The sequence below is a fragment of the Microbacterium fluvii genome (genome assembly GCF_025515205.1).
GTDB lineage: Bacteria > Actinomycetota > Actinomycetes > Actinomycetales > Microbacteriaceae > Microbacterium > Microbacterium fluvii.
In genome coordinates, this window is record NZ_JAOPFX010000001.1 from 83,520 (window position 1) to 96,953 (window position 13,434).

General features: G+C 69.2%; 11 protein-coding genes. 3 read left to right on the top strand and 8 right to left on the bottom strand.

All coding sequences use genetic code 11. From position 1 onward, the window contains the following. The first annotated feature begins 68 nt into the window (after positions 1 to 68). Together OAW74_RS00425 and OAW74_RS00430 are read left to right on the top strand one after the other, a co-directional pair. Entirely contained in the window at positions 69 to 2,774 is a 2,706-nt protein-coding gene (locus OAW74_RS00425) for an immunoglobulin-like domain-containing protein (protein WP_262872365.1), read from the top strand. Positions 2,775 to 2,866: 92 nt separating this feature from the next. Continuing rightward, on the top strand, positions 2,867 to 4,309 hold the full coding sequence (locus OAW74_RS00430) for an MFS transporter (RefSeq protein WP_378732974.1): 1,443 nt from the start codon (positions 2,867 to 2,869) through the stop codon (positions 4,307 to 4,309). Positions 4,310 to 4,321: 12 nt separating this feature from the next. Here the strand turns inward: OAW74_RS00430 and OAW74_RS00435 are convergent, their stop codons facing one another. Further along, positions 4,322 to 5,725 (bottom strand): DUF6421 family protein, encoded by a 1,404-nt coding sequence (locus OAW74_RS00435; RefSeq protein WP_262872366.1) that lies wholly within the window; start codon positions 5,723 to 5,725, stop codon positions 4,322 to 4,324. A 73-nt stretch (positions 5,726 to 5,798) separates the two neighbouring features. Here OAW74_RS00435 and OAW74_RS00440 point away from each other — a divergent pair, with 73 nt between their 5' ends. Continuing rightward, positions 5,799 to 6,245, top strand: coding sequence for an Lrp/AsnC family transcriptional regulator (locus OAW74_RS00440; RefSeq protein ID WP_262872367.1), 447 nt, complete (start codon positions 5,799 to 5,801; stop codon positions 6,243 to 6,245). 54 nt (positions 6,246 to 6,299) lie between these two features. Here the strand turns inward: OAW74_RS00440 and OAW74_RS00445 are convergent, their stop codons facing one another. Genes OAW74_RS00445 through OAW74_RS00475 form a run of 7 tightly spaced genes read right to left on the bottom strand, consistent with a single transcriptional unit; the run spans position 6,300 to position 13,415 of the window. After that, positions 6,300 to 7,475, bottom strand: a complete 1,176-nt coding sequence (locus tag OAW74_RS00445) for an ABC transporter substrate-binding protein (protein ID WP_262872368.1) — start codon at positions 7,473 to 7,475, stop codon at positions 6,300 to 6,302. A gap of 57 nt (positions 7,476 to 7,532) precedes the next feature. Next, complete coding sequence (locus OAW74_RS00450; RefSeq protein ID WP_262872369.1) at positions 7,533 to 8,318, bottom strand: ABC transporter permease; 786 nt, start codon at positions 8,316 to 8,318, stop codon at positions 7,533 to 7,535. Then, entirely contained in the window at positions 8,315 to 9,145 is an 831-nt protein-coding gene (locus tag OAW74_RS00455; RefSeq protein WP_262872370.1) for an ABC transporter ATP-binding protein, read from the bottom strand. The genes OAW74_RS00450 and OAW74_RS00455 overlap by 4 nt, the downstream gene beginning before the upstream one ends. Beyond that, complete coding sequence (locus OAW74_RS00460; RefSeq protein ID WP_262872371.1) at positions 9,142 to 10,089, bottom strand: ABC transporter permease; 948 nt, start codon at positions 10,087 to 10,089, stop codon at positions 9,142 to 9,144. The genes OAW74_RS00455 and OAW74_RS00460 overlap by 4 nt, the downstream gene beginning before the upstream one ends. Beyond that, positions 10,086 to 11,102, bottom strand: coding sequence for a TIGR03842 family LLM class F420-dependent oxidoreductase (locus tag OAW74_RS00465; protein WP_262872372.1), 1,017 nt, complete (start codon positions 11,100 to 11,102; stop codon positions 10,086 to 10,088). Before OAW74_RS00465 ends, OAW74_RS00460 begins: the two co-directional genes overlap by 4 nt. 3 nt (positions 11,103 to 11,105) lie before the next feature. Further along, entirely contained in the window at positions 11,106 to 12,548 is a 1,443-nt protein-coding gene (gene hydA, locus OAW74_RS00470; RefSeq protein WP_262872373.1) for a dihydropyrimidinase, read from the bottom strand. Between the two features lie 18 nt (positions 12,549 to 12,566). Continuing rightward, positions 12,567 to 13,415, bottom strand: coding sequence for a nitrilase-related carbon-nitrogen hydrolase (locus tag OAW74_RS00475; RefSeq protein WP_262872374.1), 849 nt, complete (start codon positions 13,413 to 13,415; stop codon positions 12,567 to 12,569). Positions 13,416 to 13,434 lie beyond the last annotated feature (19 nt).

Below are 13,434 nucleotides of genomic sequence, written 5' to 3' on the forward strand. Positions count from 1 at the left end.
CGGCCAGCCTGATCCGCGGTGCGCCCGTCGCATCGTTCCCCCGACTGACACCCAGATAGGCAGAGGCATTGAGAAACACTGAACTCCCGCCGGTCGAGCGCGCTTCCCGCGTGCGCCCCGGCCGCCGCACCGTCGCCGGCGTGGCGCTCTTCGCGCTGACGGCCGGCACCCTCGCCGCCACGGCGCTGCCGGCATCGGCCGCCGTCGCGCTGCCGGAGAGCTACCTCGGCGGCGCGACCGTGTGGGCGTACTCCGACGACGGCTCCGACCCGTCCGGCGACGGCACGCTGTCGTGGACGACCGAGGCCTTCGACGACTCGGCGTGGAAGGAGGCCGCCGGCGCGTTCGGCGCGAAGAACAACTCCGCCACCCCGAACCTCGGCTCCGCCTTCCCGGTGACCACCGTGCTGCGCCACTACCTCAACGGCACCTCGCAGCCGACCGTGCCGACCTATCACTTCCGCACCGACGTCACGATCACCGCCGCCGAGCTCGATGAGATCTCGGCCCTGCAAGGCTCGATCACCTACGACGACGCGGTGCGCGTCTACGTCAACGGGCAGAAGGTCGCCGGCTTCGTCGACAGCCGCGTCGACGAGGCGACCAACCAGAACGTCACCTACGCCGGCAACAGCGCGGGCGACCCCGCCACGAGCACCTTCAGCATCCCCGCCGATGTGCTCGAGCCTGGCGAGAACACGATCGCCGTCGCGCTCTACCAGGATCGCGCGTCGTCGAGCGACATCTATCTGAACCTCGCTTCGCTCGCCCCCGTGCACAAAGACCTGCCTGTCACCATCTCCGACATCGTGCTGGGCGTGGGCGCCACCGAGGCCGAGCGCAACCTCACGTGGTACTCCGACCAGGACGTGGCACAGGTGGCCCAGCTCGCGAAGACCTCCGAGGTCGTCGGCGACGCGTTCCCCGCCTCGGCGACCACGTTCGCGACCACGGCCGGTGGCGCGACCACGAGCGGCGAGTTCTTCCGCGACACGACGCTGAGCGGCCTCGCCGAGAACACCGAGTACGCGTACCGCGTCGGCAGCGATGAGAACGGCTGGTCGCCGGTCTCCACCTTCCGCACGCAGAGCTTCTCGGGCGACTTCTCATTCCTCTTCTTCGGCGACCCCCAGGTCGGCGCCTCCGGGAACCTCGCGAACGACGAGGCCGGCTGGGTCGACACCGTGAACGTCGCGACCGAGACCTACCCCGACGCCGAGCTGCTGTTCTCGGCAGGAGACCAGGTCGAGAACGCGTCGAACGAGGCGCAGTACGCGACCTTCCTCGCCCCCGACCAGGTGCGCAGCATCCCGGTCGTCGCCACCAACGGTAACCACGACGTCGGATCGAAGGCCTACGAGCAGCACTTCAACGTGCCGAACGAAGACCTCACCGCGGGTGCCGCGTCGTCGGCGACCGCCTCGGGTGGCGACTACTGGTTCATCTACAAGGATGTGCTGTTCGTCAACATCAACTCGAACAGCCGCGACTACGCCTCGCACAACGCGTTCCTCGAGGACGTGGTGGCGGAGCACGGCGACGAGGCCAGCTGGAAGGTGCTCGCCTTCCACCACTCGATCTACTCGGTGGCCTCGCACACGGCCGACAGCGACATCGTCGACCGCCGCGCGAACCTGCCGACCGAGATCTCGACGCTCGGCTTCGACGTCGTGCTGATGGGCCACGACCACAACTACACGCGCAGCTACCTCATCGAGGACGGCGAGCTCGCCGATGCGCAGGAGCTGTCCGGCCAGGCGACCGTCGAGGCGAAGGACGGCGAGGTGCTCTATCTCACCGCTAACTCGGCGAGCGGCTCGAAGTACTACAACACGACTGCCCCCGACGCCTGGTTCGCCTCGGTGATCAACCAGGAGAAGGTGCGCAACTACTCGGTGGTCGAGGTCACCGGCGACGCCATCACGCTGCGGACCCTCCGCAGCCAGGCCTCCGGCGACGAGAAGCCCGTGAACAGCGTCGTCGACGAAGTGACGCTGAAGCGGGATGCCGCACCCGAGCTGACCGTGCCGGCCTCCGCGTCGGTGAGCTACGGCTCGGCCTTCGATGCGCGTGCAGGGGTCTCGGCGATCGACAACGTCGACGGCGACCTCACGGCATCCGTCACGATCTCCGGCTCCGTCGACACCTCGGTGCTCGGAGCCCACACGCTGACCTACGCGGTCAGCGACGCCCGCGGCAACCAGGCGACCGAGACCCGCGTGGTCACCGTCGTCAAGGCCGCGCTGACCGCGGCGACACCCGCCATCAGCGGCACGGTGAAGGTCGGCTCTACGGTCAAGGCGTCGGCCGGCACCTGGACGAAGGGCGCGAAGCTCACCTATCAGTGGCTGCGAGACGGCAAGGCGATCAGCAAGGCGACGGGCTCGTCGTACAAGCTCGTGCGCGCCGATGCCGGCACGCGCGTCTCGGTGAAGGTGACCGGATCGCTCGCGGGCTACGAGACGGTCGCGAAGACGTCGTCGGCGAAGACCGTGGCCAAGGGCACGCTGAGCACCAAGACCCCGACGATCAGCGGCACCGCGAAGGCGGGCAAGACGCTCAAGGCGAAGACGGGCACGTGGACCAGCGGCACGTCGTTCACCTACCAGTGGCTCCGAGACGGCAAGGCCATCAAGGGCGCGTCGAAGTCGTCGTACAAGGTGGTCTCGGCCGACCGCGGCCACCGCGTCTCGGTCAAAGTCACCGGACACCTGACCGGCTACACGACCGTCGCCAAGACCTCGGCGAAGAAGTACGTCCCGAAGTCGCGATAGCGCGTATCGGAGGGCGGGGCCGCACGTGTGGCCCCGCCCTTCGTCGCGCCGGGGGCTAGCCGATGTCGGAGGCGGTCCGTAGCCTCGATGCCATGGCCGACGAGACCGCTTCCGCCGCGCAGGCCCCGCCCCGCCAGGTGCCGCCCGACGGCATGCGCGTGTTCCTGCACGTGCTCGTGAACACCGCCGCGGCCAACATCACTACGAGCTTCCTGTGGTTCGCCCTCACCTTCTGGGCCTACCTCGAGACGAAGTCGGTGCTGGCCACCGGCGTCATCGGCGGCGTCTACATGCTGCTGATCGCCGTGTTCGGCATGCTGTTCGGCACGATCGTCGACCGGCACCGCAAGCATCCGGTCATGGTCGCCTCCGCGTTCGTGACGCTGGCGGCCTTCATCATCAGCGGCGGGCTCTTCTTCGCGCTCGGCGAGAGCACGATGTCGAACCTCGGCGAGCCGTGGTTCTGGATCTTCTCGGCCGTGCTGCTGCTGGGCGCCGTCGTCGAGAACCTGCGCAGCATCGCGCTGTCGACGACCGTGACGCTGCTGGTGCCCACCGAGCGCCATGCCAACGCCAACGGGCTCGTGGGCACCGTGCAGGGCGTCGCCTTCATGATCACGAGCGTGTTCAGCGGGCTCGCCGTCGGCCTTCTCGGCATGGGGTGGACCCTCGTGATCGCCGTCGTGCTCACGGCGGTCGCCCTCGTGCACCTCCTGACGATCCGAATCCCCGAAGACCAGCCGGCCGCGGCCGGGCAGCGCGTGCCGTTGATCGACCTGCGGGGCAGCATCCGCGCCGTCGCCGCCGTCTCCGGGCTGTTCGCGCTGATCCTCTTCTCGACCCTGAACAACCTCATCGGCGGCGTCTACATGGCGCTGATGGACCCCTACGGCCTGACCCTATTCCCGGTGGAGTGGTGGGGTGTCGTGCTCGGGGTGACGGCGACCGGGTTCATCATCGGCGGCGGGCTGATCGCGAAGTTCGGGCTCGGGCGCAACCCGATCCGCACGATGCTGGTGTTCGCGATCGGCATGGGGCTGCTCGGGAGCCTGTTCACGATCCGCGAGTGGTGGTGGCTGTACGCCCTCGGCATCTGGGTGTACATGTGCCTCATCCCCGTGATCGAGGCGGCCGAGCAGACGGTGATCCAGCGTGTCGTGCCCTACGAGACGCAGGGGCGCGTCTTCGGGTTCGCGCAGGCGTTCGAGGCGGCCGCGGCGCCCGTCACGGCGTTCGTCATCGCACCGCTCGCGCAGTTCTGGATCATTCCGTACATGGAATCGGACGCCGGACAGCAGCAGTGGGGGTGGCTCGTCGGCGAGGGAGATGCGCGCGGCATCGCACTCGTGTTCTTCTTCGCGGGACTCGTGATGGTGGTGCTGGCCCTGCTCGCCTTCACGACCAAGGCGTACCGCACGCTGTCGGCCGAGTACGCCGAGGCGCCGGCGTCGGTCGAGGCCGCCGAGGTGCCCGCGCCCGAGGCGCACGCGCGCTCAGGCGCGACCGACCTCGACGCCCCCGACCACCGCCGCTGAGGGCGTCGCGCGTCAGTCGCGCCCCGTGATCCCCACGGTCGACTCGATGACGGGCTTCATCTTCTTGTCGAGCGCCTCGAAGAACATCGACAGCGGGAACTCGTCGTCGAGCACGGCGTCGGTGAAGCCCTTGGGTGCGCCCGCGAGCACCTCGTCGGACAGGCCCCGCGCCCACTGCGACGCCGGGTGCGGCGTGAGCGTCGAGCGCACGAGGTCGTAGGCGGCGAGCCAGTGCGCCGTCTTCGGGCGATCGATCGAGCGCCAGTACAGCTCGTCGATCGCGTCGCTGAGGGCGACGACGGCGGCAGGGACCGCCTCCCAGTCGAAAGCGAGGGCCGTGTCGGTCCAGTGCAGAACGCCGCGCTGGTGCAGCCATGCGAACAGCAGCTGCCCGCCGAGGCCGTCGTAGTTGCGCACGCGCGACCCGGTGATCGCGAAGCGGAAGATGCGGTCGAAGATCACTGCGTACTGCACGAGCACGGCGTGGTCGAGCATCGCCTGCTCGGACGGCTCGAGGGTCTCGCCGCCGTCGCGCCGCGCGCGCAGGCGCTGCGTGATCCCGACGCACTCGCGGAAGGCGGTGAGGTCGCACCGCAGCTCTTCGAGCGAGTAGAGGAAGTACGGCATCCGCTGCTTGATCATGAACGGGTCGAACGGCAGGTCGCCGCGCATGTGGGTGCGGTCGTGGATGAGGTCCCACATCACGAACGTCTCTTCGGCCAGCTGCTGGTCGTCCAGCATCCGCGCTGCGTCGGCAGGCAGGTCGAGCTTCGTGATCTCGGATGCCGCGCGCACGACGCGCCGGTAGCGCGCGGCCTCCCGGTCCTGGAAGATCGCGCCCCACGTGAAGGTCGGGATCTCGCGCATCGCGACGGTCTCGGGGAACAGCACGGCGCTGTTGGTGTCGTAGCCGGGCGTGAAGTCGATGAGCCGCAGCGAGACGAAGAGCTTGTTGGTGTACTCCGTCTCGAGCTGCGCGATGAACTCGGGCCAGATCACCTCGACGATGAGGGCCTCGACGTGGCGGTCGCGCGAGCCGTTCTGCGTGTACATCGGGAAGACCACGAGGTGCCGCATCCCGTCGACGCGATGCTGCTGCGGCTGGAACGCGACGAGCGACTCGAGGAAGTCGGGCACCGCGAACCCGCCGTCGACCCAGCGCTCGAAGTCGTGCATGCTCGCGGCAAGGTACTCGGCGTCGTGCGGGAAGGCGGGCGCGAGCGCGCGGATCGACTCGACGATCGCCTGGACGCACGAGCGGGCCTCGGCGTGGTCGTCCGCTTCGGGCACCGAGCCGTCTTGCGCCTGCAGTGACTGCAGTGTCGTCGCGGCGTCTTTCAGGGCGAGCCACGCGGGCGAGGTCTCGACGACGGCGGCGTCTGCCACGACGGCCGGGGACAGGCGGGTTGCGGTCATGTGTGCCTCCGATCAGACGACACGACAGGAATAATTCCTGTCGAGCAAGTGTTCTGCAGATATTCTTCCATGTATGGAGGATGCTGTCGATCACGCTCTCGTCACCGCCATCGCCGAGGACGGCCAGGCCACCCTCGCGCACCTGTCGGAGCGGGTCGGGCTGTCGGTCTCGGCGGTGCAGGCCAGGCTCAAGCGGCTCGAGGCGCGCGGCGTCATCTCGGGCTACCGGGCCGTGATCGACCCGGAGTCGGTCGGCAAGCCCCTCGCGGCCTTCGTCGAGATCACCCCGCTCGACCCCGCCCAGCCCGACAACGCCCCCGAGCTGCTCGAGCACCTCGCCGAGATCGAGGCGTGCCATTCGATCGCGGGAGATGCCGCCTACATGCTGTTCGTGCGGGTGGCCTCGCCTCGGCGGCTCGAGGAGCTCATCCGCGACATCCGGCAGGCCGCATCCGTCAACACCCGCACGACGATCGTGCTGCAGACCTTCTACGAGCACCGCCCGCTCCTCCCCGCGTGAACGACCGAGGGGCCCGGGCGCATGCGCCCGAGCCCCTCCGCAGTGCCGTTGCGGTTACTGACCGCCCTCGGTGAGGGTCACGTCGATGGGCGTGTACTCGCCCGCCACCTCGACGCCCTCGTCGGCGAGCTCCGACAGCGCCTTCTCGATGTACTCGTTCGAGTAGGCAGAGTCGGCGGGCTCGGCCGTGATGAGGTTCAGGCCGTCCTGGTTCTTCGCCGACAGGGCGCCGGCGACCGTCTTGTCCCACGCCGCGTCGTCGACCACGCCGAAGTCGGCGCCTGTCCAGATGAGCTTGTTGACCTCGTTCATCTGCCACAGCTGGTGCGTGGGGCCGACCGGGTAGGCCAGCTCCGCGTTCGAGGCGATGTCGAAGACGATGGATGCCGCATCCTCGGGGTTGTCCCTGGCGTACAGCCAGCCCTTCGTGATCGCCTTGAGGAAGCGCACGGCGGCGTCGGCGTAGGCCGGGTCGCTGTCGAGCCGCTCGGTGTCGGCCCAGATCGCATCCTGGAGCATGGCGCCCTCGGTGTCTTCGTACGAGACGACGTCGAAGTCCTCGGGCTGGTAGAGCTCGCCGGTCTCGGGGTTGGTCACCTCGAGGATCTGCGCCCACTCGTTGTAGGTCATCGCCTGGGCGGCGTCGACGTCGCCGTCCAGCAGCGCGTTCATCGAGAAGTCCTGCGTCGTGATCGAGACGCTGGTCGAGTCGAGGCCCTCGGCTGCCATCGCCGCGAAGATCTCCCACTCGTTGCCGAAGCCCCACGAGCCGATCTTCTTGCCCTCGAAGTCGGCGACCGAGGTGATGCCGTCACCGGCCCACGACACCTGCAGGGTGCCCGACTTCTGGAAGACCTGCGCGATGTCGGTCAGTTCGACGCCGGAGGCCTCGAGGGTGCCGAGCACCTTGGGAACCCACGCGATCGCGAAGTCGGCGTCGCCGGCGACCAGGGCGTCCTGCGGGACGATGTCGCCGCCCGAGGGGATGATCTCGACGTCGTCGAAGCCCTCCTCCTCGAAGTAGCCCTTCTCCTGCGCGATGTAGTACCCCGCGAACTGCGCCTGGGGCAGCCACTGCAGCTGGAGCTTGATCGAGGTGAGCGGCTCGAAATCGGCATCGGCCGATCCGGACGAGGCGGGCTCGGACGAGCCGGAGCACGCCGCGAGCGCGAGGGACGCGATCGTGACGACGGACGCGGCGGCGAGGCCGCGACGGATGCTGTGTCTCATGCTGTGTTCCTTTCTGGTGGTGCGGTGGTGGTGCAGGGTGTCACGGTCGACCTCGGGTCAGGTCGGCCGCCTTCTCGTGGCGAGGCGCTCGGCGAGCGCCGTGACGAGGAAGAATGCGAGTCCGATGCCGATGCCGCCGGCGACATACGCCCACGCGAGGGCGGCGCGGCCCGACTTGGCATAGGTGGCGATCGCGGTGCCGACCCCGTCGGCAGGACCGCCGAAGTACTCGGCGACCAGCGCCGAGATGACGGCGAGGGATGCCGCCAGCCGCAGGCCCGTGAGCAGGTACGGCACGGCGGTGGGAAGAGTCAGGAAGCGGAAGGTCTGCGCACCCGAGGCGGCCGACGCCCGCAGCACATCGCGGTGCACGGGGCGCGTCTGCCGCAGCCCCCGCAGCACATTGACGAACACCGGCACGAACGCCGCGATCGCCGCCACGGCCTGCCGGCCGAACTGGCTCGATGCGCCGAACATCGTGTTGAGGATCGGGGTGAGCGCGACGATCGGCACCACGGCGACGGCGGCGACGAGGGGCGCCAGCATCCCGTCGACGAAGCGCATCGATGCCGCCAGGCCCGCCAGCAGGATGCCGAGCACACTGCCGGCGACGAGACCGATGAACGCGTTGGTCGCGGTGATGCCCATGTCTTCGGCGATGATCGGCCATCGGAGCACGAGCTCCTGCGCGATGGCGACGGGGCTCGGCACCATGCGCGGAGCGGTCTGCAGCACCTCGACCCACACGTACCAGAGCACGAGTCCCACGACGCCGACCACCGCAGGCGCGGCCCAGCGCAGCCAGCCGGGCAGCGGGCGCGCGTCGGCCGTCAGGGCGCTCACCGCTCGTTCGCCCTTTCGACGGGGGCGCCGTGCAGCGCCTCGCGCACCGCCGTGACCCGCTCGAAGTACTCCGGAGACTCGCGCAGCGCCTCGTCGCGGGGACCGCCGAGCCCGATCGGGAGCACGTCGGTGATGCGTCCTGGCCGAGGGCTCATGACGACGACGCGGTCGGAGAGGAACACCGCCTCGGGAATGGAGTGGGTCACGAACACGACGGCGGCACCCGTCTCGGCGGCGATGCGGGCGAGCTCGGACTGCAGGTACTCGCGGGTCATCTCGTCGAGGGCGCCGAACGGCTCGTCCATGAGCAGCAGCTTCGGCTGCGACGCGAGGGCGCGGGCGATCGCGACGCGCTGCTGCATGCCGCCGGAGAGCTGGTCGGGGTAGCGGTCGGTGAACTCGGTCAGGCCCACCAGCTCGACGAGTTCGCGCACGCGGGCGGCGCGCTCGGCCTTGCCGGTGCCGTGCAGCTGCAGCGGCAGGCCGATGTTGTCGGCGACGGTGCGCCAGGGGAGGAGCCCCGCCTGCTGGAAGGCGATGCCGTAGTCCTGGTCGAGCCGGGCGCGGCGTGCGTGCTTGCCGAACAGCTCGACGGTGCCCGAGGAGGCTTGGTCGAGGTCGGCGATGAGCCGCAGCAGGGTCGACTTGCCGCAGCCGGAGGGGCCGATGAGCGAGACGAACTCGCCCGCAGCGACCTCGAGCTCCACCCCGGTGAGGGCGACCACCTCGCCCTCACGGGTCGAGAAGATCTTGCCCGCGCCGGCGACGCGCACCGCGGGTGCGGTCGTGGTCGTCGAAGGCTGCGCTTCGCTCTGGTCCAGGGTCATGCTGTTTCCTCGCCTCTGCGGTATCTGTGAAGTCCGATGCCGAGCACGGCGACGGATGCGGCCGCCACCAGCCCGAGCGCGATGGTGCCGAACGTCGGGCCCCACGGTGCCGCCGGATCGCTGGAGGCCTGCCCTGCCAGCTGGATCAGCATCCTCCCGATGCCGCCGCGCATGCCGATCGAGACCTCCGCGACGATGGCCCCGACCACCGCGTTGGCGGCGGCCAGGCGCAGCGCCGGCAGCAGGTGCGGCACGGCGGCGGGAAGCCGCAGCCGGAAGAGGGTCGCCCAGTACCCCGACGCGTAGGTGCGCATGAGGTCGAGGTGGATGCGATCGGGGGAATCGAGGCCGCGGAGCACGCCGACCGCGACAGGGAAGAACGCGAGGTACGACGCGATGAGGGCCACCGACAGCCACTGCGGCCAGGGGAACCCCTCGCGGTCGATCTGGTTGCCGATCGCGTTGACCACGGGGGCGAAGGCGATGAGCGGCACGATCTGGCTGAGCACGATCCAGGGGAGGAGCCCCCATTCGGCCAGGCGCCAGCGCTGCATGACGGCGCCGAGCACGAAGCCGACGACGACGCCGATGATCCAGCCGGCAGCGGCGATGCCGAGGGTCACCAGGCCCGCTCCCACGACGGTGACCCACAGCGGCGGGGTGTCGCCGCCGCTGGTCGGGTCGAACAGGCGCGCGACCATGTCCCACACGTGCGGCATGGCGCGGTCGTTGGTCCGAGGCAGGATGATGACGCCCGAGCCCGCCTCGCCCTCGACCCCGCCCACGACGACGCCCTGCGCGGGACCTGCGAACTTGTAGAGCTCCCACAGCGCGACCACCGCGAAGATGCCGAGCGCCCCCCATGCGGCCGCGACCCACGGCCTGCGGCGGGGCCGCACCCGCCGCGCGGCCACGGGCCGGGTCGTGGTGGGGCCCGCGGTCATCGCTTGGCCGTCACGTGGGTCTGCAGGGCCGGGATCACGGTCTCGCCGTAGACCCGCATCGTCTCTTCCTTGTTGTCGTGCTGCAGGTAGCCGGCGAACTGCGTCACGCCGAGCTCGCGCAGCTGCTCGAGCTTCTCGATGTGGTGCTTGGCGGAGCCCAGGATGCAGAAGCGATCCACGATCTCGTCCGGCACGAAGTCGACGTGGTCGTTGTCGCTCTTGCCGTGCGTGTTGTAGTCGTAGCCCGTGCGCCCGGCGATGTAGTCGGTGAGGGCCTCTGGGACTTCGCCGTGGTGGCCGTACTTCGACACGATGTCGGCGACGTGGTTGCCCACCATGCCGCCGAACCACCGGCACTGGTCGCGCATGTGCTCCCAGTCGGTGCCGATGTACATGGGGGCGGCCACGCAGAACTTCAGCGACTCGGGGTCGCGTCCGGCGGCGGCAGCCGCATCCTTCACCGTCTTGATCATCCAGGCGGCGATGTCGACGTCGGCCAGCTGCAGGATGAACCCGTCGCCGACCTCGCCGGTGAGCTTCAGGGCCATCGGGCCGTAGGCGGCGACCCACACGTCGAGCTCGGAGCCGCGGCTCCACGGGAACTGCAGCGTCGCGCCCTTGTATTCGACGGGGCGCGAGTTGCCGAGCTCGCGGATGACGTGGATCGACTCGCGCAGCTCGGCCATCGTCGTGGGCCTGCCGTTGGTGACCCGCACCGCCGAGTCGCCGCGGCCGATGCCGCAGATCGTGCGGTTGCCGTACATCTCGTTGAGGGTCGCGAACACGCTCGCCGTCACGGTCCAGTCGCGCGTGGCGGGGTTGGTGACGAACGGCCCCACGACGACTCGGTTGGTCGCGGCGAGGATCGCCGAGTGGATGACGTAGGGCTCCTCCCACAGCAGGTGCGAGTCGAAGGTCCACACGTGGCTGAAGCCGTGCGCCTCGGCCAGCTGCGAGAGCTGCACGACGCGGGCGGCGGGCGGATTGGTCTGAAGGACGACGCCGAAATCCACGGGCTACACCAGGTACTGCGACAGGCCGCGCTTGAGGAAGCGCCCGTCGCCCTTCGATCCGAGGTACTGGCCGCCGTCGACGAGCACCTTGCCTCGCGAGATCACGGTGTCGACGTGTCCGTCGATCTCGTAGCCCTCCCACGCGGAGTGGTCCATGTTCATGTGGTGGGTCCTGCCCTCGCCGAACCCGATCGAGGTGTGCCCGTTGGGGTCGTAGACGACGATGTCGCCGTCGGCACCCGGCTGGATGACGCCCTTGCGGCCGTAGAGCCCGAACATGCGCGCGGGGGTGGTGCTCGTGAGCTCGACCCAGCGCTCGAGGGTGATCTTGCCGGTCACGACGCCCTGGTACATGAGATCCATGCGGTGCTCGACCGACCCGATGCCGTTGGGGATCGCGCGGAAGTCGCCGAGACCGAGGTCTTTCTGGCCCTTCATGCAGAACGGGCAGTGGTCGGTGGAGACCATCTGGATGTCGTTGGTGCGAAGGGCCTGCCACATGTGGTGCTGGTGGCCTTCCTCGTGTGAGCGCAGCGGCGTCGAGCACACCCACTTCGCGCCCTCGAACGTGCCCCACTCGTCGCTCGAGGCGCCCAGCTGCTCTTCGAGCGAGAGGTAGAGGTACTGCGGGCAGGTCTCGCCGAACACGTTCTTGCCGTTGTCGCGGGCCCAGGCGAGCTGCGCGACGGCCTGCTTGGCCGACACGTGCACGACGTACAGCGGCGCCCCGGTGACGTCGGCGAGCATGATGGCGCGGTGCGTCGCCTCCTCCTCGAGCTGCCACGCGCGGGCGACGCCGTGCCAGTAGGGGTCGGTCTTGCCCTGTGCCACGAGCTGTTCGGCGAGCACGTCGATGGCCGGGCCGTTCTCGGCGTGCATCATCGTCAGCATCCCGGTCTCCGCCGAGACCTGCATGGCCTTGAGGATCTGCGCGTCGTCGGAGTAGAAGACGCCGGGGTAGGCCATGAAGAGCTTGAAGCTCGAGATGCCCTCGTCGACCAGGCCCCGCATCGCCGCGAGCGAATCGTCGTCGACGCCGCCGATGATCTGGTGGAAGCCGTAGTCGACGGCGCAGTTGCCCGCGGCCAGCTCGTGCCAGTGCGCCAGGCCGTCCTGCACGCGCTCGCCGGTGCGCTGCACGGCGAAGTCGATGATGCTCGTCGTGCCGCCCCACGCCGCCGCCCTGGTGCCGGTCTCGAACGTGTCGCTGGCGAACGTGCCGCCGAAGGGCAGCTGCATGTGCGTGTGGGCGTCGATGCCGCCGGGGATGACGTACTTGCCGGTGGCGTCGATGACGGTGTCGACGGATGCCGTCAGGTCGGTGCCCAGCAGTTCCGAGCCGGGCTGCAGCACCGCGACGATGGTCTCGCCGTCGATGAGGACGTCGGCCTCGCCGCGCCCCGTGGCCGACACGACCGTGCCGCCGGTGATGAGAGTGGTGCTCATTGTTCTCGCTCCAGAGGGTCAGGGTGCCGTGATGTCGCCGTAGGTGTCGGGCCGGCGGTCGCGGTAGAACTGCCAGTCGTCGCGCATCTGCTGCACCATGTCCATGTCGAGGTCGCGGATCAGCACCTCCTCGTGCTCGCCGGAGCCGATCGCCCCGACGAAGTTGCCCCGAGGGTCGATCACCTGGCTCGAGCCGTAGAAGGTGACCGCCTCGTCGCCGTATTCGTTGTCCTCGCGGCCGACGCGGTTGGGCTGCAGCACGAAGTAGCCGTTGGCGACGGCGGCGCAGGGGCCCTCGACCTCCCACAGCCGGTTCGACAGGCCGGGCTTGGTGGCGTTGGGGTTGAACACCATGTGCGCCCCGTTCAGGCCCAGCTCGCGCCACCCCTCGGGGAAGTGCCGGTCGTAGCAGATGTACATGCCGACCTTGCCGACGGCCGTGTCGAAGACGGGGTAGCCCTGGTTTCCCGGTCGGAAGTAGAACTTCTCCCAGAACTTCTCGACGTGCGGGATGTGGTTCTTGCGGTACTGGCCGAGGATCGTGCCGTCGGCGTCGACGAGCACGGAGGTGTTGTAGTACACCCCGGTCTGGGCCTCTTCGTAGATCGGCAGCACCATGACGGTGCCGAGCTCCTTGGCGATCGAGGCGAAGCGCTGCACGATCGGGCCGTCTGCCGGCTCTGCGTACCGGTAGTACTTCTTGTCCTGCGTGATGCCGAAGTAGGGACCGTAGAACAGCTCCTGGAAGCACACCACCTGTGCGCCCCGCGCGGCGGCATCCCGCGCGAAGCCTTCGTGCTTGTCGAGCATGGACGCCTTGTCGCCCGTCCAGGTGGTCTGCGTGATCGCTGCGCGCACCGTCGTCATCGTCGCCTCCTCAGGGAAG

What these genes read in the sequence shown, in the direction of transcription:
- OAW74_RS00430 (WP_378732974.1), top strand. Translation starts at nt 2,867, where the DNA reads ATGGCCGACGAGACCGCTTCCGCCGCGCAGGCCCCGCCCCGCCAGGTG.
- OAW74_RS00455 (WP_262872370.1), bottom strand. Translation starts at nt 9,145, where the DNA reads ATGACCCTGGACCAGAGCGAAGCGCAGCCTTCGACGACCACGACCGCA.
- OAW74_RS00475 (WP_262872374.1), bottom strand. Translation starts at nt 13,415, where the DNA reads ATGACGACGGTGCGCGCAGCGATCACGCAGACCACCTGGACGGGCGAC.
- OAW74_RS00460 (WP_262872371.1), bottom strand. Translation starts at nt 10,089, where the DNA reads ATGACCGCGGGCCCCACCACGACCCGGCCCGTGGCCGCGCGGCGGGTG.
- OAW74_RS00445 (WP_262872368.1), bottom strand. Translation starts at nt 7,475, where the DNA reads ATGAGACACAGCATCCGTCGCGGCCTCGCCGCCGCGTCCGTCGTCACG.
- hydA (WP_262872373.1), bottom strand. Translation starts at nt 12,548, where the DNA reads ATGAGCACCACTCTCATCACCGGCGGCACGGTCGTGTCGGCCACGGGG.
- OAW74_RS00435 (WP_262872366.1), bottom strand. Translation starts at nt 5,725, where the DNA reads ATGACCGCAACCCGCCTGTCCCCGGCCGTCGTGGCAGACGCCGCCGTC.
- OAW74_RS00440 (WP_262872367.1), top strand. Translation starts at nt 5,799, where the DNA reads ATGGAGGATGCTGTCGATCACGCTCTCGTCACCGCCATCGCCGAGGAC.